Raw genomic sequence first — 25997 nt, forward strand, 5'->3', positions numbered from 1 at the left:
CGCCGCTTTCCGCGCAATACCATCCCCTGCTGCTTCCGACCGGCACTGACGCCATGGGCACCGGAGTGCTGCATTATCAGCATTTCGACGTCACCCTGCTCATCTCGAAAACCGTCAACTCTCAGTTTGGCTCCGAAATATATGCAGGCCGGCAAATCCTCAGCTTCGGCAACGGCGGCGATCTCGGCAGCGTCCGCCTTGTGGAAGGCGACGGCACCATGCGAGAGATCTGCCAATCCCCAACCGGCAATCCGATGAGCGAAGAAGTACGGGATTTCACCGACGCCATCCAAGCTTCGACCGAGCCGGCACAGCAATCGCGATATTCCTGCTGGCTCAAGGAGAGCCGCAAGGTGTGCGAAACGCTCTGGCAGATGCGCCAGAGCGCCGGCATCCGCTTCCCTGCCGACGATGGCGATGAGCGCTGATAAGTGCTGCTGGGTGCTGGTGTGCGCTGATGTGCTGTCGCGTACGGTTGCGTGAATGCGGCGCGTTCATTTGCGGTAGCACAGCCGTGACGCTGTACCGCCTTAGGCCAACGCCGGTAGTCGGGTTTGGTAAATAACAGTCACGCTGAGCAATCCACGGGGACTACTGAGAGCCGGCGTAAACCGGCTCTCAGGGCTCTCGCGGAAAAGTCCACTGGACTCCACACGACCGGGATAGGCCAACGCGCCCGGGGTTGGGTTTGTGCGGAAGGGCTTGAGTTTTTGTGGTGCTTGCGGAGTACCGAGGACCGGCGTAAGCCGGCCCTCGGCGCGTGTTGGCTGGGAAAAGCCCACAGGGCTTTTCCTCTTAAGCCAACGCGCCCATTGGATCCCAGGCGGGGAGCATTTGGGCTGGTTCGGATAGGGCCTGGAGGTACTCTTCGGGGAGCATGGACTTGGGGACGGCGATCTCATAGACGTATTCGCTGAACCAGTCGTCGCTCATGGTGAAGTAGCCCTTGTCGGCGATCTTGTCGCCCCATGAGTTTTCGACGCGCCAGCGACGGGTCGTCGTGCCATCCTCGGCCACATCGACGCCGCAGAAGGCCATCGCATGGTTCATCGCGGAATCGCCGAAGCGCACGCGCTGCTCCTTGTCGAGGTCGAAATCGAAGCCGTAGACGCTGCCGTATTCGAACAGGTCGGTGGCCCAAGCGCCGTTGTCGCGGTCCATCATCGGGTGGCAGTCCGCGCCGAACCACACCGGGATGCCCTGCTCGGCCATGATCTTGCGCGCGCAGTCCTTCATGAACTGGTTGGGCACGTTGAGGTATTCGGTCGGGTCGCCGCCGGCGACATTGCCCAAATGCTCGATGCCGATCTTCTTGCCCTTCGGATGCTCGGCGCGCGGGTCGTCAACGAGGCACACATAGTCCTCGAACCCGGCGTTGATGTACTTGTTCCAGAACTCGACCGGCGTGATTTCGCCATCGCGATGGAACGTGCCATCCTTGTCGGTCCACTCCCAGTCGAAGCTCTTCGGCGGCTCGCCCAAGTGAATCGTCAGCATGCGATGCCCGGCCTCCACGCCCTCATCGACGATCTCGTCGATGCGCGAAGGCTCGGCATACATCCGCGCAACCTGCGTATGCAGCATGGAGCGCAGCTCGTAGTTCATCTGGCTGGTATTCGCCGAGGACTGCGTCTCCGGGAACAGCGGCTTGGGCACGGCACCGTACTTCTTGTAGATATTCATCGCCATCGTCCACTGGCCGCCATCACCCATCACATCCGCCAGCAAATGCAGCATCAGTTGGGAATCGGCAGACTCGCCGGCGCGGACCAGCGCCGCCACATCCCTCAGGAAATAGTTGACGCGCTCAAGCTTGTCGTAGTACATCGCGTAGTTCTGCGACAGCTCGAACTGATCCATATCCATGGACTTCTTGGCGATGAAACGCGCCGCGTTAAGCGAGCTGAACAGCCAGCAGCGGCCGGAACGATTCTGATTCGTGACCTCGCCGTTATCAACGGTCACCGAGAAATGACGCTGCAACAGGCGCGAACGGTCGTAGTTGCGCGCCACCTTATCGATGCCGGACGTCGTGACGGCGTTCATCGCGAGGCGGTTGGAGGCCCCGGACTCGAAGCCCTCACGCAGCTCTTCCAGCCTGGTCTCGTTCAACGGTTTGATTTCAGTCATACTGCTCCTTGATTCTCATCAACGAATCAGCAACGCACCAAGCCAAGTGCCATCTGACACCAAACCCGGCCGATGCCGATTCTGCATAGTGCGGCGTGACTGCGGCAATAGCACCGCTCACGTCGCCGGAATTCCACCACGAGTCTAGCCGCCGGGCATGAAGAAGCAGCGCAATACGCGGCCGACAAAATCGATACGCATAACGAGACACATAACGAGACACATAACAAAGGCGGTTGAATCCAACGCATTCGTCGGGTTCAACCGCCTTATTTGGCTTTGCTTAAGTCCTACCGGGCCTTGCGCTAGCTACGTTTCAGTCGGTCAGCGCGATTTCCTGCGTTTCCTGACCGGACGATTCCTGGCCATCCTGGTCTTGGTCGATCTGCGCGGATTCAGCGTTCGCGTCCTCGTTGTCTAATGCAGCAGCGGCAGCGGCTTGTGCCGTTTCACCTGATGCAGACTGCTCCGAAGGTGTCTCGTTCGCCGCTTCGGCATCCTGACCGGCGTCCGGCGCAGCAGCCTCCTCCGGCGCGGAGTCATCGGCTTGGCCGGACTGATTGGCGCTATCGTTGGCGGCAACCGCGTTGAGCACCGGCACGTTGTCGGCACCGGATTCCCGCGGCCCGGCGAAATCAAAGCCCGAGAACGCATTCGCAAAGAGCGAACGTAGCTCCGTGACCCTCTGCGTGATTCCCGACTCGCGCTCCTGCAGCTCCTTGATATGCATCGTCAGGCCATCAAGCTCAGACTGGGCGGCCGCGCGGCGTTCCTCGACCTGCCGGTCGGCATCCCGACCCGCCTTGTCGAGAATGCTGGTGGCTTCCTTATCGGCCTCCTCGCGCTTGGCAGCGGCATAGGCGTCGGCCTGCTCGCGCGCGGTCTTAGCCTGGCCGACCAACTCGTCCGCCTCCTGCTTGGCCTCGGCACGGCGCTGCTCGAGGTGATCGAGCAGATCGTTGACCTTGGCGGTCGCCTCATCCTGCTGCGCGGTGATATCGTTGCGAATCTGCTCAGACTCGGCATTGACCTGGCTGATCATCTGCGTGCGCTGCACCTGCGCCTCGTCAAGAATCTCGCGAGCCTTCGCATTCGCAGAGTCGGTGATCTCCCCCGCCTGCCGCTTGGCCTCGGTCATCATATGCGAGACCTGCTCGCGCACATCCGCAAGCTTCTTGTTCGCCTCGGCGAGCGCGCTTTCGATCTGGTCATTCGCCTCGCTCTTGAGCCGTGCGATCTCATCGTTCGCCGTTTTGCGCTGCTCGGCGACCTCCTTGGTCGCCTGCGCCTTCATATCGGCGATTTCGCGCTCCTGCGAGGCGCGTTCGGAAGCGAGTCGCTTGTTGTGCTCCTCGCGCGCGTTGCTCAGTTCGATTTCGAGCGCGTCGCGCTGCTCGGCCACGGTTTTGGCCGTCTGCGAAGTGAGCTGGTCGGCATCGGCACGAGTGCTTTTGCTCAGCGTGTCCGCCTCGCCCTTCGCCTTGCCAACGGTTGCCTCGGCCTTCGCGTCAGCGTCGTCAATCATGCGCTGCGCATCCAGCTTCGCGTTGTTGAGCAGGGTCTGCGCCTGCGCCTGCGCACTTGCCCGCGTGGCAGCAGCATCCTGCTTGGCCCGCTCAAGCAGCTCAGTGCTCGTCTGCTCCGCCGATGCGAGCATCTGCTGGGCGTTCGCGCCCAGCGAGGCAAAGGAATTACCCTGTGACGCCTTCTTGGCGTTGTTCTTCTCCTCCTGCAGCTGGGCCTGAAGCTGCAGAATCGTATCGTCGCTCGACTTGACTTGCTCGCGAAGACTGTTCAGTGTCTCCCGGGACTGAGTGAACGCCTCATCGACCCTGTCCTTGTCATATCCCCGCAGGACGATTGGGAAGCCCTCCACCATGTTGTTTCCTTTCACCGCCGGCACCTAGCGTGCCATAAAAACTCATCACTGCTTGCACTCTAGCGCACGAAACTGCGCATTGCCCGCAGACTCGCGCAATCCTTAGCGATACCGCTACAAGAAACAGCACCACTGTGCAGTTACAAGGCGTTGAAGGCGAAGTCGCCCGCGCTGATATGAGATTGATACGCGACTGATATGCGGTTTGCGCCGGGCACAATGCGTTGCAATGCCCTGCACCTACTCAAGCAGAATATCGCTGGATGACGGCTGCAGATAGTACCGGACGGCTTCGCGCACCACGTCTCGCCCCGCCTCGATTTGCTGGTTCATCGGCAGGCCAAGCTGCGCGCCGTCAGTGCCGTCGGCATCTGTCAGCATCGGGAAATTGACGAAGCCCGACAGCACGCGCGGCTGCGACGAGGACCAGTTGAGCAGATTGTAGAACAGCGAGTTGCATACGAAGGTTCCAGCGTCCGAGCTCAGCGAGGCGGGAATGCCGTCCCGGGTGAAATCGGCGAGAATCGAGCGCAACGGCAGTCTGGTCCAGTAGGCGGCTGGCCCCTGCGCATCGATGGGCAGGCGCGTGGGCAGCGCGTTGTCGGCGTCAGGCCGACTCGCATCCATGACATTGATGGCGCAGCGCTCAAGCCGGATGCCATGCGACGCCTGCTTGAGGCCGGTGGCGATGACGATGTCGGGATTGACGGCCTCGATGGTTTTGAGCAGCGTAGGCCAAGCGCTCCCGAAGCTGATCGGCAGCCGCGTCGCCGTAATCGACACCTCGACGTCGCGCAGCGCATCGTCGCGCTCATCGCCCCGCTCGCCCAGCCCTCGACCAGCCAGCGCGGCAGGCACCTCATAGGCGGGATTGCTTTCGACGCCCTCGTATGGCCCGAACCCGGAAATCACGACGTTGATATGCTCCATGGAACCCAAGTCTAGCGTTTGCAACTGCGCATGGGCAACAGAGGCGTCAGCTTAGACGCCTGCACAAGAGGCTGAAGTGACTGCGGAATCTGCAGTGCTCATTGCTCAGTGTTTTTGACTTAGCGATTTTGACTTAGCGATTTCGACTCAGCGATTTCGACTCAGCGATTTTGGACGATGAGCGCGAGCATGCGGCCTTCGTGCGCCTTGTTCGCCCGCGAGCTGCGACGATGCGAGTACCACAGCGGATTCTCGAAGGTGCACATCGGATGGCGCAGCTTGGCGATGCGCTCGCTCAGGCGCGGCGAGTCCTCGTCATCGCGCAGGCACAATCCAATCAGCTCCTCGTCTTCGCTCAGATACTGGGTTGCGGCAGCGACACGCGGACGGGAGTCGATGACGTTGTCGCGCGGGATGCCAGCGGCGGCCAGCTCCTGCATCGCGGCAGCCACGAGGTCGACGCCCGGCCCCGAGAAGCGCGTCAGCGAATAGCTGCCCGGAAAATGCGCGTCGAAATCATCGGCGATCTCGCCGCCGACCTCATAGCAATCCGCGCAGATGCGCGGGCCCAACGTGGCGACGATATGCTGCGGCTGCGCGCCTTTGCTCACCATCAGCTCGACGCATGAGCCAATGACGCCGCGCAGCAGGCCACCCCGACCGCAATGCGCTGCGCCGATGATGCCGTGCTCAGGGTCCGCCAGCAGCACCGGCATGCAGTCCGCGGCGAACATGCCAAGGGCGAGGCCGGTGCGGGAGGTGACCTGCGCATCGGCTTCGATGACGGTACCATTGCCCGATTTGGTTGTTCCCGACAGATCGATGCCGAAGGGCGCATTGCGTTTGTCAGCCAGCTCGTCCGTATCCACGGCGATGCCGGAGTGAATCTGACTCACTAAAGACAAATCCGCGTTCAATTCCTTGGCTAAGGCGATGCGATTGGCCGCGACGCGCTCTGGCGATTCCCCGCCCTTGCCGCCGTAGTTGCAGTTGCCCCAATCACCTTGGCTCACGCCGCCCAGCCGCGTGGTGTATACGACCTTGACACCCGGAGCCAGATCAATCGGTATGGTGACCGGAATCGGGTTGCCCGCGCTGTCGGTCGGCGACATCGTGCTGCTGTCGAGAATCGCGTCATCGAATTGCGGGCTGCCATGCGTGGTGGAAGAGAAATCGGTCATAGTCCCAATCATGGTATGAAGCCCGGATTATCGCGCCTCGCTGTGCTGAGTCGTAAAGCGCATAGTCCAGCTGAACCGTAAAACAGACAGCACGGTGTGCTGTCTGTAGGTGAAGTGAGCGACCACTAAGGTCGCGAAGGACGATGCCGTTAGGCATCGTTGGTACGTAGGCGAAGTGAGCGCCCGCGAAGGGCGCGAAGGACGGTGCTTTGCGCCGTCGGCGAATAGTCGCAGTGCCCGCCAACCTGATTATCCGATGTCCCGATGGCTCAACTGCTCAATCGACCAAAAGTGTTACATTATGCACGCCAGCGTAAGGCTGCCGTACAAAACGTAACATAATCAGGCTGCGAAACGTTGCATTTTGTACGGCAGCCTCAACTTAGCGGTCAAAAGGCGACGCTGAGGCCAGCGCAGGCTTAGCCTGTGCAACCTCAGCCGAGGGTGGCGAGCTCTTCGGGCGTGAGCTTCAGGTCGCCGGACTTGAGGCTGTCGAGAATCGTCTCGGGGCGGTGTGCGCCAGGGATGACGAAGACGTGGCCGCCCTTGGCCAGCTCCCACGCCAGCACGATCTGCTGGTAGCTGACGCCACGGGCCTTGGCCAGTGCGCGGAAGGGGTCGAATTTGCTCTCGTCCTTGGCTTTGCGGTAGCCGCCGAGCGGGCTCCAGCATACGAAGGCCAGACCGACTTTGGCCGTGTAGTCAAGCGTGTCCTGCGTGTCGCGATAGATCGGCGAATACTGATTCTGCACGGCAATCAGCGAATCCCCGAGGATTGCGCGCGCAGTGTCGATCTGCTCGATCGAAGCGTTGGAGATGCCGGCACGCTTGGCAACGCCTTCGTCGACCAGCTGCTTGATGGCTTCGATGGACTCGTTGTACGGCACCTTGGGGTCGGGGCGGTGCATGTACAGCAGGTCGATGGACTCGACGCCGAGCGCCTGCGCCGACAGCTTGCCGTTGCGAATCAGGGTCTCCGGCCTGCCGTCGACGTCCCAGGTCGGCACGCCGTCGGTGAAGTTGCGGAAGTGCCCGACTTTGGTGGCGATGCTGACCTCATCGCGCGGGCCGTCCCAGCTTTCCAGCGCCTTGCGCACGAGCTTCTCGCCGGTCTGCTCCTCGCCGCCCGAGCAGTAGTAAGCCCATGCGGTGTCGATATGGCGGCAGCCGGCGTCCAGCGCCGCGTGAATCGTTTCCAGCCCCTTGGCCTCGCCGAGGTTGTTCTCCAAGGTCAGCGGCATTTCGCCCAGACCGATGGCAGTCGTATCGTATGGTCCTAAATTACGGTGCAGCACCATGATGTTTTCCTTCCTAATGAATTCCTATTGTCTATAATCTCGAAGCCAAGTCTAGCCTGACCTGCTGTGCGCAGGGCGTACAGGGCGTATCTCGCGAACGGGTTTCCTTGGCCAGCGTCATCGGGTTTTCCGGCCCGATTCACCGCCCGCCGAAGGAGCCGCCACCCGAACCGCCGCCCATGCCGCCGAATCCGCCTGAGGAGAACGAACCTCCGGAAGAGAACGACCCGCCAGACGAGGACGGCTTGGCGGCCTGAATGGTGCTGCTCAAGTCTGCAAAGCTCGCGGTGAGCTGCGCGCCGATATCGCCCACATTGGCGCTGAGCGAACCGGGGTCGAAGCTGCCAGCAGCGAACCCGCCACCCGCATTCGGGCCAACGCCGCCCAGCTGCCCGGCCGCCATGCCCCACAGCAGCGGGCGATACTGCCAGTACAGCAGCGAGCCACCGGCATTGGCATCCAGCCATTGCGGGTCGCTCAGCTCGGGGTAGGCTGCGGATAGCTCCTTCACGGCCACCTTGGAGATGCCGAAGGCAGCGGCGTAAACCAAGTAGCGATCCCAGAGCACCAGATCGGCAGGGCCGCGGTCGGAGAAATCGCTGAAATGCTCAAGATAGCGTTTCAGCCCGAGCACCTGCCCTGCCAGATTCTGCCCTTGCTCCGTCAACCCGGTGCCCTTGGAGCTGAACAGCACGAAGAGGCCGCCGAACAAGATCAGCCCGCCCACAATCAGCCCCAGCGCCAGTTGCTTATTCGCCGTCAGCGCGAATAGTCCCATAATCCCAACGAAAACAGTGAGGCTGCCAAGCACTTTGGCAAAGCCGCCCACAGCGCTGGTAGCCCCGAGCCTGGCGAATTCGTTCCTGACGCTGGTCGTATAGCGATCCTGCACCTTGTAGCCGCTTTCCCAGCTCTTGAACGCGGCCTTCATCTCATGCAGGTCAAACACCGGGAAACCGACGCGCTCGGCACCGGCCTCAAGCAGACGCAGCGCGCCTTCCTCGCTTTGGCTCAGCCGCAGCGATTGCCGGTCGTTCACACACACCGGCATAATCACGATTGTGCTGGTGTCGTTCATATGCCTGGGCGTCCTCGTGTCGGTCTGCAGCATCGCTGAAATCTGCGCGGCCGACGCCTGGCTCATGTCGATGCCGCGATAGTTGCTCGCCGCCCCGGGGTAGATGGCGATGGCCTTCTTCGATGCCAATGACAATACTGTGGACGCCATCTGCCGCGAATTCAACGCGCTGGAAGACACTTTGCGCATAACCGCCAGCATCTTGGCGGCGCTGGCCGGGCTCATATCCGGCGGGTCGCGCCAGTATTCGATATCGCCGTGGTATTGCGCCTGCTTGTTGCTGCGAATCGAGACTGCGACGCCGACGACGATGAGCACCAATCCCACGAGGCACAGCACGAGGGCCAGCGCGAGCACCCGTCGGGCACGGCTCTGCTGTTCCTGACGCCACAGGGTCTCCTGGCTGGTTTCATCGCTGATGGTCGCGTCCTTCGCCGCATCCGGACTGGTCCTCGCCACGCCATGCGACTGATGGACATCGAACATCGCGACCAGATCAAGATGCTGCCCGTTGCGGGCATCGTGGGCCGTGAAATGCAGCGTGCCGTCATCGGCGCGCGACGTCGTCGACGTGCCCGAGAAATGCAGCCATGCCCAGGAATTGCGCGAGGTGACGCCCTCGGGGAACCGCACAGTGCCAGTCACGGTGCCGATGGGAACCTGGTTGCTGTCGCCGAACGGCTCCCACTGGAATTTCGCCACATCACTGTAGGCCGTAGACACCCCTTCAAAGGTCATGGACACCTCGAATTTAAGGCTGTCCGCCTTCTTGGTGTACGGGATATTCCAGCCGATCTCCACCGTTCGGTCGGCGTCGATGGGTTTGCCGGTCGCCGGGTCATCGCGCGCATACGGCTGGGGATTGTCGTCGCCGTCCGTCACATCGGCGATGTACCAGTGCTTGGCGTAGCGCTCATTCCAATCGGATTCGCTGACCCCATCGGGCGATTGCGGGGCGATTTCGCCGTAGCGCTCCCCCGTAGTCACGTTCTTTACGGAGACGTCGGCGATATTCGTCAGGTTCGATTGCCTGAGCTTGTACTGCTGGTACAGCTGCCGCCACGGGCTACCCCCATCGCGCTTCTTGAGCTTCATGTCGATGAGCTGAGTGATTTTCAGATCGCCGTTCCCCAGCACCGTGACGTCGTAATTCAGGCTGTGATAGCTCTGATCGGCGGACGCGCCGCCCAACCCAGTGGCCGCCACCAAGGCGACCAGCACGCTGGCGACGGCAATCGCGAGCGCCGCGACGATGGAACGCACTGCACGTTTCGCTGTCATGGGAATCCTCACCTCGGCAATCTATGGTTGACGCTGGCACTGATTGACGCTGGCTGGGAATCACGCAGGCAGCGTCATAATTGATCACGACTTGAAGCTGCACAAAGCTGCTTGACCGCGCAAGTCGACCGTTTTGCGCAGAGGCAGGCAGTTCAGAACACTCGAACTTGACCGCCCAAACCTTAACCGCTCAGAACTTGACCTGCGGCACCTGCCGGTCAGCTTCGTCGGTCTGGAAGTACTGCGCCTGCGTGAAGTGAAACATCCCGGCGATGATGTTGCTGGGCACTGTTTCGATCTTCGTGTTGTATTTGAGCACGACGTCGTTGTAGAACTGACGCGCGTAGGCGATCTTCTGCTCAAGCGCGCTGAGCTGGCCCTGCAGATCCATGAAGTTCTGGTTGGCCTGCAATTGCGGATAGGCCTCGGCGGTGGCTTGAAGGTTGACCAGCGTGCGCGAGAGCGCATTCTCTGCCTGTGCGCGGTCAGCCGTGGTGGCGCTGGGGTCGCCGGCCACCGACAGGGCCTTGGCGCGGGCCTGCGTTACCTGGGTGAAGACCTCGGACTCGTGCGTGGCGTATCCCTTGACGGTTTCGACGAGGTTGGGGATCAGATCGGCGCGCTGCTTGAGCTGCACATCGATCTGCGCCCAGCCGTTGCCGACGCGGTTGCGCAGCGCGACCAGCGCGTTGTAGGCACCCATGCCCCACAGCACCAGGCCGACGACGAGCACGATGACGATGATAAGAACAATAAGTCCGGCACTCATATTCGCTCCTTTACGTTTGCTTGCCTCTCCATTCTCGCAAAGGGCAAGGATGGTGGTTTCGCAGCACGCGCAGAAAGCGACCGACCGCAACGCAACGCGCCGTGAATATGGCTGCGAATACGACTGTGATTGTGGCTATGAATGCGACTATGGCTATTCGCTTCTTTCTATGAGCGGTTATCAAACGGCTTCAGCGCACGTTTTCGCGGATTTCGCCGAACATGCACGAACGGCCCGATGCTGGCAGACTGGGACTATGACTTCAAATCTCGTACATCATGGCGAATCCTTCGACGGCACGCCGCTTGGCTTCGCAACCAAATCCATCCATCTCGGCAACGGCGTGGACGCCGAAACCGGGGCGATTCGCAGGCCGATCACGCTGGCGAACGCCTACGCGCTGCCCTACGATCCCTCCGACATCAACTGGTCCAGCTCGGACACGAACCTGTACGCCCGCAACGGCCATCCCAACCAGCGCTACCTTGAAACGAAACTCGCAAACCTCGAAAATACCGAGGACGCGGTCGTGCTCGCCTCCGGCGTAGCTGCACTCGCCGCCACCTTCACCACAGTGCTGAATCGCGGCGATCACGCGGTCTTCTCCGATACAACCTATGTCGCCGCATACCGACTGCTCAATCAGATATTGCCAGAGAAATATGGCATCGAAACCTCCATCGTCGATTCCTCCGATGCACGCAACATCGCAAACGCCATCAGACCGAACACGAAGCTCGTGCATATCGAAACGCCCGCCAATCCCACGCTCAAGGTGACCGATATCGAGGCCGCCGCGACGATCGCGCATGAGGCGGGCGCCCTCCTCAGCGTCGATAACACCTTCAACTCGCCGTTCAACGTGCGCCCGGCCGACCTCGGCGCGGACATCGTGATCGAAAGCCTCACGAAGTACATCAACGGCCACGGCGACGCGCTCGGCGGCGCCATCGCCACGCGCAAGGAGATCACCGACCAGATTCGATTCACGTATCAGGTGAATTACGGCGGCATCATCTCGCCGTTCAACGCCTGGCTCATCAATCGCGGCTCGGTGACGCTGCCGCTGCGCATGAAGCAGCACAACGCCTCCGCGCTAGCTGTCGCCAAGCATTTGGAATCATTGCCGCAGGTGCGCTTCGTCGCCTACCCCGGGCTCGAATCGCACCCGCATCACGAGGTGGCGGCACGGCAGCTCGCCCGGCCTGACGCAGGCTTCGGCGGCGTGCTCGCCTTTGGCCTTGACACCGACCACGACGGGCATAACCGCTTCGTCTCCAAGCTCAACGTAATCACGTCGGCCGTCTCACTCGGCCATGACGAAAGCCTTATCGTGTTCCTCGGCGAGGACGACGAGCGTCAGTATCTCTACCCGCAGGAGTTCCATCGCGGCTTCTTCCGCCTGGCCGTAGGGCTGGAAGACACCGACGACCTCATCCGCGATATCGATCATGCGCTGGCCGGGGCGGGGCTGTAGAGGCACGCCCACACTCCGTGTATCATCTGCTGACCATCGGCTGACAAACAGTCTGCTTAACTTATACAGAGAACGCTGACCGCGAGAGCATACGAGAGGCCCGCCCCGGCTATGAACCGGGGCGGGCCTCTCGTGCTGTAAAGCTGTGCTTATCGAGTCGATTCGACTCGGGCCAGCTCAGTGTCTCAGCAGCTCAGTGTCTTGGCAATCAGTCGGATAATCAGTCCTCGAAGGGATCGAAGTCGCGACGCACGCGGCGGCGCGGGCGCTCCGAACGCTCGGCGCGATCGGCGCTGTACTCGTCGTAGTGATCGTCGGCAGCGTAGCGCGGGTTGCGGTCGTTGCGTCGGCCACCACGGTAGCCGCCACGGCGATCATCACGATCCGAGCGATCGTCATGCGAACGACGCGGACGGTCGCCATAGTCACCGCGGTCATCGTGACGGTCGTCACGACGGTCATCATGGCGATCGTCACGACGCTCATAGCGGTCGCCGCGATCTCCACGGTCGTCATGCGAACGACGCGGACGGTCATCGTAGTCGCGGTCATCGCGGTGCCCGCGGTATCCACGGTCGTCGCGGCCGCCACGGCGGTCGCCACGATCGTCGCGCGAACGGCGCGGTGCCGAGGATTCCTGGCTTTCGAAGCCGGGGATGGCCAGCGAGATCTTGCCGCGATCGTCGACGCTCTGCACGATTACCTCAACGGTGTCGCCTTCCTTGAGCACGTCTTCGACTGCCTCAACGCGCTCGCCGTCAGTCAGGTTGCGGATCTGCGAGATATGCAGCAGGCCGTCGGTGCCGGGCGTCAGGTTCACGAATGCGCCGAAGCTCGTCGTCTTGACGACCTTGCCGTTGAAGGTTTCGCCGGCTTGCGGCACATGCGGGTTGGCGATGGAATCGATGATGCCCTTCGCCTTTTCCGCAGCCTCGCCGCCTTCGGAGGAGATGTAGACCGTGCCGTCATCCTCGATGGCGATGTTGGCACCGGTATCTTCCTGAATCTGGTTGATCATCTTGCCCTTGGGTCCGATGATCTCGCCGATCTTGTCGACCGGGACGGTCGTGGTGATGATGCGCGGCGCGGTCGGGCTCATCTCGGCCGGGCAATCGATGCACTCGTTGATGACCTCAAGAATCGTCGTGCGGGCTTCCTTGGCCTGGTTCAGCGCCGAAGCCAGCACATCAGCGGGGATGCCATCGAGCTTGGTGTCGAGCTGCAGGGCGGTGATGAACTCGGAGGTTCCCGCCACCTTGAAGTCCATGTCGCCAAAGGCGTCTTCCGCACCCAGAATGTCGGTCAGCGTCTTGAAGATGTGCTGTCCGTCGACGTCACCGGAGACCAGGCCCATCGCGATGCCCGCGACCGGAGCCTTGAGCGGCACGCCGGAGGCAAGCAGCGACATGGTCGAAGCGCACACGGAGCCCATCGAAGTGGAGCCGTTGGAGCCGATAGCCTCGGAGACCTGGCGGATGGCGTAGGGGAACTCCTCACGATCGGGGAGCACCGGCACCAAAGCCTTCTCGGCGAGTGCACCGTGGCCGACCTCGCGGCGCTTGGGCGAGCCGACGCGGCCGGTCTCACCGGTCGAATACGGCGGCATTTCGTAATTGTGCATGTAGCGCTTGGTCTGCGGACCGGAGATGGCGTCGATCTGCTGCTCCATCTTGAGCATGTTCAGCGTCGTGACGCCCAGAATCTGGGTCTCACCGCGCTGGAAGAGCGCGGAGCCATGGACGCGCGGCACGATGTCGACCTCGGCGGACAGCGTGCGGATGTCGCGCAGGCCGCGGCCGTCGATGCGGTAGTCCTCGGTCAGGATGCGGCGGCGGACGATCTGGCGCTGCAGCTCCTTGAAGGCGTTGCCCAGCTCCTTGTCCTTCTCGGCCGGATCCATCTCGGTGAACTCGCCCGCGAGCGTCTCGCGCACGGAGTTCTTGATCTCGTGCAGACGCTCCTGGCGCGGCAGCTTCTCCGCGATGGAAAGCGCCTCGTTGAGCTGCTCGTGCGCGATTTCGTCGATGCGCGCATACAGCGCGTCGGTGTACTCCGGGAAGAGCGGGAAGTCCTTGGTCTCCTTGGAGACCTGAGCCTTCAGCTCGTTCTGCGCCTCGCAGATCGCCTTGATGAAGGGCTTCGCAGCTTCCAGACCGCCGGCGACAACTTCCTCGTCGGGCTTGGTCTGGCCCTCGTCATAGATGAGGGTCCAGGCGTTCTTGCCGGCGCCGGCCTCGATCATGGCGATGGCAACGTCACCGTTCTCGATGACGCGGCCTGCGACCACGATCTCGAAGACGGCGCGATCACGCTCGCTCCAGCGCGGGAAGGCGACCCACTGGCCGTCGACGAGCGCCAGGCGCACGCCGGAGACCGGGCCGCCGAAGGGCAGACCGGAGATCAGCGTGGATGCCGAAGCGGCGTTCAGCGCGATCATGTCATAGGCGTCGTCAGGATTGACGGCGAGCACGGTCTCCACAACCTGCACCTCGTTGCGCAGCGTGTGCGGGAACAGGGGGCGCAGCGGGCGGTCGATGATGCGGCAGGCCAGGATGGCCTCAGTCGACGGGCGGCCTTCGCGGCGGAAGAACGAGCCGGGGATCTTGCCTGCTGCGTACATCTTCTCTTCGACGTCGACGGTCAGCGGGAAGAAGTCGTAGTTCTCCTTGGGGCTGGATCCGGCGGTCGTGGTGGAAAGCACCATCGAATCGTCGTCGAGGTAGGCGGCTACTGCGCCGTCCGCCTGCTGGGCCAAGCGACCCGTCTCGAAGCGCAATGTACGCTTGCCAAATGAACCATTGTCAATAACGGCCTCAGCGGCCTTGATTTCGGGACCCTCCACGGGTTCCTCCTTCTGTTTTGTTTCTATTTCCTACGCAACATAACCAAATAAGCCAATCCGTTTGCTTGGCGCCCATGCGCCCAATCCGACGCGGCATACCTGGCCGCGCATCCTCATTCGGATCTCATTGTTCACTTATGTCTTGAGTATTTTTGCTGTTCTATTATTCTCGTCGGCCTTCGTCTGCTACTGCGCACCATTTGCCTATTGCCTGCGGTCGCAGTCGCACGCTTCAGCCGAAAATCCTGTGAGCTTGTGTTTCGCCATGCTTCATGTTTTGCGTTTTGCGACGTTTCATGTTTCTTCACATGCACGCTGCATTGCTTCTCGCCACACCTTCACGAATGCTTCTGCGCCTTGTCCATCACTGTCCACTGCTGTTCACCGCGCGGCTCGCATTCGGCTGCCGTCATCTTGAGTTATATCGAGTTGTATCAGTTTATCGTCTTGAGTTATACCACCTGCCGCGCGGTTCTGACGCCGCGCCGCACATGTCCGCGATGCAAAAACGCCCGGACGACAAGTCGCCCGGGCAACAGTTGACTATCGGCGCAAGCCGAGTCGCTCGATCAGGGAACGGTAACGATCGATGTCAACGCGCTTGAGATAGTCAAGCAGACGACGACGATCGCCGACCATCAGCAGCAGACCACGACGCGAATGGTGATCGTGCTTGTGCTCCTTGAGATGCTCAGTCAGGTCGTTGATGCGCTTGGTGAGCAGCGCGACCTGGACCTCGGGGGAACCCGTGTCGCCTTCGTGCGTCGCATACTGCGAAATAATACCCTGCTTGTCTTCAACCGTAAGTGCCACGGTATCCTCCTTGTAATCACTGCGCGGTGCCTGCAACCCAATGCTGCAAGCGCTCTGTATCCGCGGGCGAAACACGCCAATCGATTATTATACGAATAGCCTGCGACTGGGCGGCGCAGGAAACGCTGAACATATGCGTCTAGAACATGTTCAGCAGCGCACCGAGCACAATGCCCAAAGCAATCAGCTCGATCACGAAGAACATGATGAACGAGGCCCAGCTGCGGGTGAGCACGTTGAGCGGCGAATCCTTCCTGACCAGCACCAGCAGCCCGACCCAGAGCACGGCGAAGACGGCCAGGCCGAAGCCGGCGGCGATGATGCCGAGGTTCGCGGCGTTCGCCAAGCCAGCCGATTTGCCATACACCACGTAGGTCGAATACCAGAAGTTGAACCTGAGCAAGCACAAGCCGGCGATGAACTGCTCGGCAGCCAGGCCGATGACGAATACGGTGCCCCACAGCCATTTGCGCACGTCGACGATCATGAGCCCAAGCCCGGTGATGGCGAGCAGCGTGACCGTCCACGAGACGAATGCCACGCCTCGCACGTTGAGCAGGCTTAGGTGCTCCACCAGCCATGCAGTCCGATTCACCGCAAGCGTGCGCCCCAGCCAGTACGGCGCGATCAGCGCGATCAGGACGAGGACGCCGTACACGCTCCACTGCAAGGGCCGGGAGCGGCTGCGCTCGATGTCGGCAAGGGAAAGATCGGATTCGGGTATCGAAGCCACCGGATGCTTGGATACGTCGACCGTGGCGATAGCGCCGTCAATGATCTCGATGGCGGTGTTGTCGCCGACCGGCTGGGGAGTTGGCAGGACTTGGGGCTGGGCGGTCTGCGGGGTCTGGGCATTCGCGGCGTTGCCAGCGTGGGTGGCACCAGATATGTCAGAGACATCCGTTGAGTCAGCATCACGAGCGGTATCTACAGCATCCTCGACGTTAGCGGCGTCGTCCGTTTGCGCCATAACGGTTCGCTCGGATTCCATGCCGTCAGCAATCCGATCCGCCATGCCGCCCCCTCATTGTCATTCTGCACCAATTGTATTGCAACGATACGCCCGACGCATCCCTTCGACGCCACGCGCGTCGGGAGCTACCATCCGCACCGGAATCGTCGCCAGAAGTGTCGTCAGAAAATCAGCTGCCTTGTTTGGCGTCGGCCCGTTCAGTGAGCCAGACTTTCATGACAGCCTGCCAACTAATGCCCATGCGGCGGGCCTCACGATCAAGCACCTCAATAAGCCATTCAGGCAGTTGCACGCTGAGCGGCACAGACAGTGCAGACGGATATTGAGCACCTGAATCGCACGCATAGTGGTTTCTCTCGAATCTATTAAGCAGATTCGAGAGAATCATGCGGTCTCATACGTGCAAACGCCCACGCGCAGATCCTCAAGAATGGCGGTATTCCGCCACAAAGCTTCACACCCAATTTGGGGTCTACTTTGCGAAGTGCCTAATAGACGAAAAAAGTGCTTACTACATGGAAAACCCGAAAAATATGGCTTTGCCAAGGGCACATACCCTCGCGAACATCTATTCAGCACTTTTTTCGTCTATTCAGCACATACAAAAGTATGTACTCATCGCACTCTTCGCAAAATCCTTGAAATTCCGCCAATCTTTACATGCGGAAACAAGCTTCGCAAGGCCTTGTCGCAGCAGTCGCACACGAAATCTGCTTAATAGATGGCATAGTCATGGTGTACGCATGCATTTCAATCATGCCGAACATACAATGGCCGTCCGAAGCATGTCATTGCTTCGGACGGCCAAATGAACAGTTGCGCGATGCTGCGTGGCTCCTACTGCTCTGAGGATCCGTGGTCGGACACGCCGCAGGCTTCTCCCCCGGTGCCCTCAAGCGCAGCGTTCGGCGACAGCGACAACAGATTGACCGAATTCGAAGCGGGCACTGCGGCAGAAGATGCTGCAGCCGCATTTGCGGACGGCTCACCGGATGCGCCAGAATCAGCGGCGGAAACGGCCTGATCATTGGGCTCGGCAACTGATGCGACTGGCTGGCTGCCGAGATCGTCTTCGTCATCCCAGGGCTTGCGCTGGTAGTACAGGTCCTTGTCGAGCTCATGTTCGGAGGCGGCGACGATGAAGGCCGTGTTCGCTGCTCCCGCAACGTTGACCGCGGTGCGGCCCATGTCCACGATCTGCGAAATCGGCTGGGTGACGGCGATGAAGGACACGGGAAGGCCCGCCGAGGCGAACAGTGCGGTTGCGGTCACCGTCGCGGTTCCTGGCACGCCGACCGTGCCGATGGATACCAGCAACGCCAGAACGATCAGCAGCAGGTACTGCCCGAAGGAGTAGTTCAGACCTTGCGCGTTCACCGCGAACACGGCGAGCAGCACCGGCCATACGCCGGCGCATCCCGGCATGCCGAGATTGGCGCCCAGGCTGGCGACGAATGAGGCGACATCGTCCGGAACGCCGCCGCGCTTGAGCTGGCGGACCGTGACCGGAATGGTGCCGATGCTGCTTTCCGAAGTGAAGGCGACGACTCCGGCAGGCCCGAAGGCCTTGAAGAAATGAATCGGGTTGAGGTGCGCCGCAGCGCTCAGAATCACCGGCTGAACGATGAACAGCTGCAGAATCAAGGCGATGTAGGCGACGACCAGCACCGAAACCAGCGGTACAAGCGCCGAAACCACGCTGTTGCTCACCGCAGCGGCAATCAACGACAGCGTCGCATACGGCGTGAAGCCCACGATGATCTGCGTGGCCTTCGACAGCACGACATTGCCGGCGTCAGCAATGACCTTGAACGGCTGCACCGCCTGCGCGCCGCGCTTCGTGCGGGACGCCTCATTGAATGCGATGGCCAGAATCAACGCGAAGATGACGATGGGAACCACTTGGTTCTGCGACCAATTGAGCACGAAATTCGAGGGAAACAGGCCAACCAGCGTATCAAGCACGCCGGGAACCACCTTGTGATGCGCGCCGGCCGGCTGCGCGCCGCTGAAGCCCGAACCGACCTTGAATACTATCGCCAGGCCCAAGGTGATCGTAGCCGCGGTAAAGGTATTGAGCAGCAGGAAGAACACGGTCTTCAAGCCGATGCTGCGCAGCCTGACCGACTCCCCCAGTCCGGTGATGCTCGAAATCACGCTGAATACGAGCAGCGGCACCACAATCGCGCTAATCGCATGCGCCCACACCTCACCGAACGCCGCGACAAACTCCACATGCTCTTTGAACGCCACGCCGACCACGATGCCCAGCGCCGTCGCCACAATCACTCTGATGCTGAAATTCACATGCCGCCTGCGGCTCAGCCACGCCAAGCCTGCAAACAGCACAACGGTGACCGCCAAAGCCACCCAGTTCCATGCCAAATCCGACATGATCACTCCCCTTTTGGCAATTCTGCCAAATCTGCGATTGTTCTGCACGTTCTGCAAAACTGCACCCACTCTAAAACGAGTCGCTGCCAAACGCCACCGTCAGGCTATCGTCGTTAGTTATAAGGGGTTATGCAGGTTAATCGCATGTCGAAACAGCATACAGAATTCCCGAAATTCTATATGAAAATATTGTCCAGCTCTGTGCACCTACTGCTGCATGCCTTCCTCGCCGTTCTTACCGTCTTTGCTGATCATGCGAATCAGCAGGGCAATCATGACGTCTTTCTCTTTGGGATCGCTCATGGAGACCATCAACGTCAACGCCGCCAACGCATTGCTGGTGATGCCCGGACGCCCTTCGGCATCGTCGAGGACGCCGTTCTTGGCGAGGAACGTGATGAAGAGAGCAGCGGCGCTACGCTTGTTGCCATCGATAAGCGGGTGGTCCTTGACCGTCAGATATAGCAGATTCGCGGCCTTCTCCTCCACGGTTGGGTAGAGATCCTGCCCCGCGAAGCTCTGGTAAATCGCCTCGACCACCGCCTGCAACCTATCGCCACGCTCATTGCCCAGCAAATCATCGTCTGGAAATGCTTGCTTGAGCCCAGCGATGATCTCGCGCGCCTCGTTGATTGTCAACGTCCAACCGGGAACCTCGTGCGGCGACGTGGCGATTCGGCCCTCGTCGTAGTCGCGCAGCAGCTCCAATCCAGGCAGGTAAGCGGCCAGCACATCGGCCGAGCCGGCAATCAGCTCATCCGTTGAGCGTCCCAGAATACGCACCACTTGGCCAATCTGTTCCAAGCGCTGCTGGTTGAGCGCATAACCTTTGACCAGATAATCCTTAAGCCTGCCTGTAGCCCAGATGCGGAAACGTGTAGCGGTGGCGCTTTTCACCCGATAGCCCACGGAGAGAATGAGGTCGAGGTTGTAGTAGGTAAGTGTTCGCGTTACCTTGCGATGCCCCTCCTGACGAACTGTTCGGAAATTCCGAACAGTTGCTTCGGATGTTAGTTCCCCTTCCGCGAATATGTTAGCGACGTGTTCGCTGATGTTCGCCTTGGAACTCTTAAAGAGCTCTACTAACTGGGCTTGTGTCACCCATACAGTGTCATCCTCCAGCCGCACGCTGATGGCCGGCGAGCCATCGTCGCCCTGATAGAGCACAATCTGCCCGGATGGTTGGTTGTTCGTGAAGTTATTCATGGGTAGGCCCCTCGCATCGATGCATCAACGTATTCGTTTGCTGTCGAAAGCGTCCAAACCCATTATTATTCAGTCACTAGCCATCGATCATTCTAACCTCAGCATGCAAGCTCCGCATGCGCTCCCTTAAGTGCCTTCGACAAGACTTATTCCGTACGGAATGATTCAACCCTACCAGAGTCCACCAACGCATACGGGACTGTCGGCATGACTCCGGGTATGACAAGCACCAGCGGTCCCAATCCATGTATTTGATGCAACAAAACCGTTACAGCAGTAGGCGTTCGCTGCCAGCATAACATTGTGCCCCCTGTGGGATATGAACATATTGTGAAGAATCGTTGTTATTCCGCCATTTTCAAGCCTCAATACCGAAGCCCCGTCAGTTAAGCCCCGTCGATTTTTATCGTCTTACCTGTGCTCTTACCATCGGTATGGAACTCCAAAAACTCAGGGGTAATATATAAAAACTCGAAAAACCCGTATAGAACCACGATCTCTATCTGCGCAATCACGGTTCAGCAACAATAATATAAGTAATAAAAAAGTAAAAAGATGCCGCTAATGGATACATCAGTATCCATGCTTACATCTAGGCGTGTCAGCCCGGCAAGACCGGGCTTCCCAAGATAAACACGCTCGCCTCACAATACATAACATACTTCATATTGATTGTTAGCCATGCGATTGCGGATGCAATGCGTGGCGTTGTTTTTTATGTTTTTGTTTTTGGTAAAACAAAGACCACCACATATGTGCATGTGGTGGTCAGCGTGGTGTGTAAGTGGTCAGCAGTCAAACCCGGCTTGACGGAACAAGGGTTCCATTTGTGTGAGAATGGTTAGGATATGTATTCGTGCTCGCTCACGCTGCTCCTGCAAGTCCTCGATGATGTCGGCATCGGTAGCCTCCATGATGTCGGAATCGATTTTTAGCATCCGCCTGAGTGCAGCCTCGCGCTGTCGGTCTAGCGGTTCGAGTTGCTCATTGATTTTTTTGAGTTCTTCTATGGATGTATTCATGTCCTTTCTCCTCTAGTTTATTTGCTTTGCGATTTCGGATCCATTTTTCACTAGCGTGCTCTGCTGTCCCACTACTGCAGGTGCTGAATACAGTATGACGGCGGTGAGTAGTGCGGTAGCCAGTGATACCAGTAGCGGCCTCGGTTGTTTTTTGATGAAAAACCAAACTGCGAAGATTGCGGCTCCGATGATGACGAACGGCCCAAGGTAATGCTGAACCAGTGCGTTATATATGCTCGTAAGGTCTGCAAGTTGCGCTGTAAGTGTTATGTATGTATTCATGTCCTTTCTCCTTGTTGTTGTGTTTTAGTCGCTCATGCCTTCGGGTGTGAAGGGGTAGAACAGCGCCCATAAGGTCTCTTGAAAGTCCTCGCCATGCGTCACGCATTCTTTTTTCACACCCTGCCAGTAGTCCAGTGAGTGGTCATCCATCTCATCTACGGCGTGCATGAGTGATACGGGTATGCCCAGTGTGTGTGCTCGCTGTATGGTGCGTGCGGGGTATCTCATGCCTGCACCTCAGCAATCATGCGTCTCACGGTATCGCGTGAGACGTTAAGCGTCCTTGCAATCTCCGATATAGACCATCCGTCTGCTTTCAGGTGTGCCACCTGCTTTGCTTTTTTGGTGTTCCATTTGCGTGGCCTGTTTGCGACTTTGCCGCTTGCCTTTGCCGCTTCTCTGCCCGCTGCTGTCCGTTCCAGAATGAAACTTCGCTCCATCTCAGCGACCACTGCCATAATCTGCGCCATCATCGTGCCGGTAGGTGTGCTCGTGTTTATGCCGTCCCTCACTGCAATCAACGTGATCTGACGGTCTTTCCAGTCATGTAGCATCTGTGCGATATCAGCGGTGCTCCTGCCCAGCCTGTCCAGTGCTGAGACGATGACGGTATCCCCATCGTGAAGTGCTTTCTGCATTGCATCCAGTCCGGGACGTGATGTGTTCTTGCCGCTCCATCCAGCATCTGTATAGGTGGTCTCTGCCCCTGCATCTCTCACTGTATTTTCTTGTTCGTTAAGTGATGTGCCGGTCTGTGCCTGTTTCGCTGTGCTCACTCGTATGTAGCCTATCCTCATGTTCCTTTCTCCTCTGTTAGTAGTTAGTAGGTAATATCGCTGTCGATTTGCCTAACCCTTATCTAACAAAACGCGATTTTTGGCCTTTCGCCACCTCTCGATGCTGATTTCAGGGGCTTATACGGTGTGATGTATAAGTTTCTCATCTGTCGATCGATGCATGACTTTTCGCCATCATCGCGTTTTGATATATATAAGGTGTAAAAACTTAAAACGAACATGAATGCTGTGTATCGCCGCCCGTATGCTCTACGGGGACGGGATGCATGGGGACATGAATATAGGTTGCATCCGGTCGGCGGACTGTAGGGGTGCTTGCGTGTGTAGTCGGGCTTGTAGGTCATGTCAGCATAGTGTTATCAGGGTCAATAGCGCCATATAGCCAGTGTGGTAGCGCCACGTGATAGGGGTTTAACCTCCAGGTCAGAACACTAAGCGAACGGGAATAACTCTCGGCCAGTGGTTTCATGTTCCCACTGCCATCGAACCAAGAATGCGGGGATGCGTGTAATAGCGCCGTTGCCCGCCGCCACGGGGATGGACGCATACACGTATTTAGGATTACACAAGGATTTTTAGTCGCGGTGATATACGACGATTTTTTGCGGGCGTTTGTGGTAGGGATTGCGTGAAGTAATAAGGATTACATATGTAATCACGATGCCAGTAGCGTGATAGGTGTGGAGTGCGGCGCCACCCCGTGTATCACCCTTCCATATAGGGGGTAGGGCTTCTTATAAGCAAAAACAGAGAAAAACCAGGATCGACGGCGATTCTTAAAAAACTTGATTTGATATTGTTCTATTGCATTCATGTTCAGCCACCACATATCTGCCGGTATGTGGTGGTTTCTTTTATTTTCTTTTTCGTCAGAATCGACGGCGATTATATGCGCGTTGTCATCCATGCATATAATCGCTCATTCATCGCGTTTTGTCCGATTTCCTTGTTTTCGGGTAGTCGGTCGAGAAACAACATTTTCCTCGTCAGAATCGCTCTCAGATTTTTCGCTCTTTGGTGTGGTGTGCTCGACTATATAGTCGTCCATAGTCGCCATAGCGTCTCGCTGTGCGGATAGTTGCGATTGGTAGTAGTGTGCATCCTCGACGGCTATGGTGTGTCCCATGATGCTTGCTACCAGTGATGCGGGAACTCCTGCGTCACGCATGAGACTCACGGCGATGTGTCTGTTGTATGCCATCGTCCAGTAGATTTTTTTCTTGTAGTTCTTCTGTGCTTCCGTTAGTAGGTCGTTCCACATCCTGTCGTCGTCCTGCTGTCGTAAGGGCTTCCCGTCATTCATGACGCATACCATGTCTTCGAATCCTTTACGGGGTTTCCACGTCTTGCGTCGCCGTAATCCTGTATGAACTTTTTTCCACGCTTTAAGTGCATCGACGGTCTGCTGCCGTAGGACAACGGTTCGGGGAACGTCGCCCTTCACGGTCATGAGGGTCAGTGTTCCCTCGGTATAGCCCAGTTGTGTGTGTATGACCGCTCGTGCTATACCTTTGCCGTTTAGGTCTTGGATGCTTTCCCATGTTAGCCCTCTCGCCTCACCGGGTCTCAGTCCGTTGAGTGCCAGCATGATGCGTGCCCAATACATAGGGTGTTCCTTATTCCATCCAGTCGCTCGCATCCATGCAAGCATCCCGCGTAGCCTTGTTGCTCTCTCATCCATTGCGGGTGAGTTTGCGTGCTGTGCTCTCGGCGCTTTCGGCTTCTGTATATCTCGCATAGGGTCAGCGGTTATAAGTCCTGTTCGGAGTGCATAGGTCATGTAGGAGCGTAGCGCCTTATATACCGCTATCTTCGTCCAAGGTGTCTCGCGTGAGTCCAGTAAGGCGGCTATGTCTGTGCTCTTGATGCTGCGTAGCATCCTGCCGCCGATAGCGGTAGATGCTATGTGATTCTTGATGACGCTTTCGGTGTGTTCCCGCGTTCGGCTCTTGACTTCACGGGTCGCGCTCCACTCGGTCATGAGTGCCAGTAGCGTGCCTGTGCGCTGCGGCTGCTGTGGTGTGCGGGTAGTGCCTTCCAGTGCTCTTGCTACTGCTCTCTCTCGTGCATGTAGCGCCGCCTGCGGCGTCTTGCCCTGCCCCTCTATGCGGCGTGTTTCGCCGTCGATGGTCATGCGGATTTGCGCCACGTAGAAGATTCTTTGCCCGCCGTCTTTGCGTATGCGGGTCTTTTTATACACTGTGCCGAGTCCATACATAATCGGGATTATACGTGTAAAAGCCCCGTCAGAAAAGCGTAATAAGCCCCGTCATGTTGCTATCTATTATTTGCGCATATCGTTGCTATTGCAACGTTTTGGGGCATTCAAGCCCCGTCGTTGTGCCCCCTGTGGGATTCGAACCCACAACCCACGACTTAAAAGGACGCTGCTCTAACCGTTGAGCTAAAGGGGCAACTCTTTAACGATACACGCGGCTGACGGACAAAACAAATACGGCGTTGCGCCACATTCGGTGGTTTGTTCAGCGACTTATTCAACGGTTTGTTCGGCCGCTCTGTCCAGCATGGAATACGGCTCGAAAGCGCAAGGCACAAGAATATACAGGAATATAAGTATGGAATACGGCGAAGCGTACACTGTGGTTGAAAAGCTGCCTTCGGATGCGATGGGATGAATTATGGCGATTGACCTAAACGATGCAGATGCTGCCGCATCAGACACTACTACCTCGGACACAGTTATCTCGATTCTGGAGCCGCTAGGAGTGCCGGACGCCGCGCTGCAGGCCGAGTTTGACACGCTGCCGAAGGATGTCACGGTGCGCTCCTACGACACGCGGCCCACCGATGACGGCGAACTCATCGAGCGCGCCAAGGACGCCGAGGCTCTGGTCGTGACGAATCTCCCCTTGCGCAGCTCCGTGCTGGAACACTGCCCCAAGCTGCGCACCATCGCGGTGGCATTTGTCGGGTTCGATCATATCGACCTCGACTACTGCCGCGAGCACGGCATCACCGTGAGCAACTGCCCGGGCTATTCGAACGAGGCCGTGGCCGAGCTTGTCATGCTGCTTACGCTGGCGCTCCTGCGTGACGTGAAGGCCAATGATATCGCCGCGCGTTCGGCACAGACCAGCGAGGGGCTGCGCCGGAACGAAATCGCGGGCAAGACCTTCGGCATCATCGGCACCGGCAACATCGGCCGCCGCGTGGCGGAACTGGCCCAGGCGTTCGGGGCGCGGATTGTGGCATGGAACCGCACGCCACGCGACATCGAAGGCATCGAATTCCTGCCGCTGGACGATGTAATGCGCCAAGCGGACATCATCACCGTGCACGTGAGCTCCACGCCGCAGACGGCGCATCTGGTCAGCAGGCAGCTCATCAGTCTGATGAAGCCGAACGCGGTGCTGATCAACACGGCCCGCGGGCCGGTCGTCGACAACGCGGCGCTCGCCGAGGCACTGAACGCCGGGCAGATCGCGGGAGCCGGCATCGACGTGTTCGACGAGGAACCGCCGCTACCCGCAGATGAACCGCTGCTGCACGCCGCGCACACGATTCTCACGCCGCATATCGGCTACGCCACCGACGAAGCGCTCGACAAGCGCCTGCACGAGTTGTTCGCCAATCTCCGCGCCTACCTGCACGACGGCACGCCGACGAACCTTGTGGCGTAGACGG

The 25997-nt window shown here is 59.0% G+C and carries 21 protein-coding genes and 1 tRNA gene; 3 read left to right on the top strand and 19 right to left on the bottom strand.

Going from position 1 to position 25997, the window contains the following annotated elements:
* Positions 1 to 428, top strand: a 428-nt coding sequence (locus tag LKK40_RS10000; RefSeq protein ID WP_304310437.1) for a hypothetical protein, incomplete at its 5' end; no start/stop codon positions are given.
* 367 nt (positions 429 to 795) lie between these two features.
* Here LKK40_RS10000 and LKK40_RS10005 read toward each other — a convergent pair.
* The 7 genes from LKK40_RS10005 to LKK40_RS10035 all read right to left on the bottom strand — a co-directional run bounded on the left by LKK40_RS10005 (position 796) and on the right by LKK40_RS10035 (position 10546).
* A complete protein-coding gene (locus LKK40_RS10005; protein WP_304310438.1) occupies positions 796 to 2130 on the bottom strand; it encodes a C1 family peptidase in 1335 nt (444 codons plus the stop codon).
* 316 nt (positions 2131 to 2446) lie between these two features.
* Entirely contained in the window at positions 2447 to 4009 is a 1563-nt protein-coding gene (locus LKK40_RS10010) for a cell division protein (RefSeq protein ID WP_304310439.1), read from the bottom strand.
* A gap of 240 nt (positions 4010 to 4249) precedes the next feature.
* Positions 4250 to 4939: a pyroglutamyl-peptidase I gene (locus tag LKK40_RS10015; protein ID WP_152580598.1), complete on the bottom strand. Its 690-nt coding sequence runs from the start codon at positions 4937 to 4939 to the stop codon at positions 4250 to 4252.
* A gap of 161 nt (positions 4940 to 5100) precedes the next feature.
* Positions 5101 to 6120 (bottom strand): polyphenol oxidase family protein, encoded by a 1020-nt coding sequence (locus LKK40_RS10020; protein WP_304310440.1) that lies wholly within the window; start codon positions 6118 to 6120, stop codon positions 5101 to 5103.
* A gap of 434 nt (positions 6121 to 6554) precedes the next feature.
* On the bottom strand, positions 6555 to 7418 hold the full coding sequence (locus tag LKK40_RS10025) for an aldo/keto reductase (RefSeq protein ID WP_304310441.1): 864 nt from the start codon (positions 7416 to 7418) through the stop codon (positions 6555 to 6557).
* Between the two features lie 139 nt (positions 7419 to 7557).
* Positions 7558 to 9777, bottom strand: coding sequence for a DUF2207 domain-containing protein (locus LKK40_RS10030; RefSeq protein ID WP_304310442.1), 2220 nt, complete (start codon positions 9775 to 9777; stop codon positions 7558 to 7560).
* A gap of 190 nt (positions 9778 to 9967) precedes the next feature.
* Positions 9968 to 10546 carry a LemA family protein gene (locus tag LKK40_RS10035; protein ID WP_304310443.1) on the bottom strand — a complete coding sequence of 193 codons (579 nt, stop codon included), beginning with the start codon at positions 10544 to 10546 and terminating at the stop codon, positions 9968 to 9970.
* A 256-nt stretch (positions 10547 to 10802) separates the two neighbouring features.
* Between LKK40_RS10035 and LKK40_RS10040 the strand changes: the two genes are divergently transcribed.
* On the top strand, positions 10803 to 12023 hold the full coding sequence (locus LKK40_RS10040; protein WP_304310444.1) for a trans-sulfuration enzyme family protein: 1221 nt from the start codon (positions 10803 to 10805) through the stop codon (positions 12021 to 12023).
* A 220-nt stretch (positions 12024 to 12243) separates the two neighbouring features.
* Here the strand turns inward: LKK40_RS10040 and LKK40_RS10045 are convergent, their stop codons facing one another.
* The 12 genes from LKK40_RS10045 to LKK40_RS10100 form a co-directional block, all read right to left on the bottom strand.
* Positions 12244 to 14865 carry a polyribonucleotide nucleotidyltransferase gene (locus LKK40_RS10045; protein ID WP_304310445.1) on the bottom strand — a complete coding sequence of 874 codons (2622 nt, stop codon included), beginning with the start codon at positions 14863 to 14865 and terminating at the stop codon, positions 12244 to 12246.
* Positions 14866 to 15408: 543 nt separating this feature from the next.
* Positions 15409 to 15678: a 30S ribosomal protein S15 gene (rpsO, locus tag LKK40_RS10050; RefSeq protein ID WP_152580591.1), complete on the bottom strand. Its 270-nt coding sequence runs from the start codon at positions 15676 to 15678 to the stop codon at positions 15409 to 15411.
* Between the two features lie 139 nt (positions 15679 to 15817).
* Complete coding sequence (locus LKK40_RS10055; protein ID WP_434735105.1) at positions 15818 to 16648, bottom strand: hypothetical protein; 831 nt, start codon at positions 16646 to 16648, stop codon at positions 15818 to 15820.
* 172 nt (positions 16649 to 16820) lie between these two features.
* A complete protein-coding gene (locus LKK40_RS10060; RefSeq protein WP_304310446.1) occupies positions 16821 to 17039 on the bottom strand; it encodes a hypothetical protein in 219 nt (72 codons plus the stop codon).
* 449 nt (positions 17040 to 17488) lie between these two features.
* Positions 17489 to 19045, bottom strand: coding sequence for a dicarboxylate/amino acid:cation symporter (locus LKK40_RS10065; RefSeq protein ID WP_304310447.1), 1557 nt, complete (start codon positions 19043 to 19045; stop codon positions 17489 to 17491).
* A 207-nt stretch (positions 19046 to 19252) separates the two neighbouring features.
* Complete coding sequence (rhuM, locus tag LKK40_RS10070) at positions 19253 to 20251, bottom strand: RhuM family protein (protein WP_304310448.1); 999 nt, start codon at positions 20249 to 20251, stop codon at positions 19253 to 19255.
* A gap of 788 nt (positions 20252 to 21039) precedes the next feature.
* A complete protein-coding gene (locus LKK40_RS10075; protein WP_304310449.1) occupies positions 21040 to 21273 on the bottom strand; it encodes a hypothetical protein in 234 nt (77 codons plus the stop codon).
* A 306-nt stretch (positions 21274 to 21579) separates the two neighbouring features.
* Complete coding sequence (locus LKK40_RS10080) at positions 21580 to 21783, bottom strand: hypothetical protein (protein WP_304310450.1); 204 nt, start codon at positions 21781 to 21783, stop codon at positions 21580 to 21582.
* A complete protein-coding gene (locus tag LKK40_RS10085) occupies positions 21780 to 22352 on the bottom strand; it encodes a recombinase family protein (protein WP_304310451.1) in 573 nt (190 codons plus the stop codon). Before LKK40_RS10085 ends, LKK40_RS10080 begins: the two co-directional genes overlap by 4 nt.
* Before the next feature lie 655 nt (positions 22353 to 23007).
* Positions 23008 to 23259: a hypothetical protein gene (locus tag LKK40_RS10090; protein ID WP_304310452.1), complete on the bottom strand. Its 252-nt coding sequence runs from the start codon at positions 23257 to 23259 to the stop codon at positions 23008 to 23010.
* A gap of 12 nt (positions 23260 to 23271) precedes the next feature.
* Positions 23272 to 24570 carry a tyrosine-type recombinase/integrase gene (locus LKK40_RS10095; RefSeq protein ID WP_304310453.1) on the bottom strand — a complete coding sequence of 433 codons (1299 nt, stop codon included), beginning with the start codon at positions 24568 to 24570 and terminating at the stop codon, positions 23272 to 23274.
* Between the two features lie 123 nt (positions 24571 to 24693).
* A tRNA-Lys gene (locus tag LKK40_RS10100) sits at positions 24694 to 24766 on the bottom strand.
* A 225-nt stretch (positions 24767 to 24991) separates the two neighbouring features.
* On the opposite strand from LKK40_RS10100, the gene LKK40_RS10105 reads away from it, so the two are divergent.
* The gene (locus LKK40_RS10105) at positions 24992 to 25993 is read left to right on the top strand and encodes an NAD(P)-dependent oxidoreductase (protein WP_304310454.1); all 1002 of its coding nucleotides are present in this window, start codon (positions 24992 to 24994) and stop codon (positions 25991 to 25993) included.
* Positions 25994 to 25997 lie beyond the last annotated feature (4 nt).

The organism is Bifidobacterium tibiigranuli (genome assembly GCF_022655035.1).
GTDB lineage: Bacteria > Actinomycetota > Actinomycetes > Actinomycetales > Bifidobacteriaceae > Bifidobacterium > Bifidobacterium tibiigranuli_A.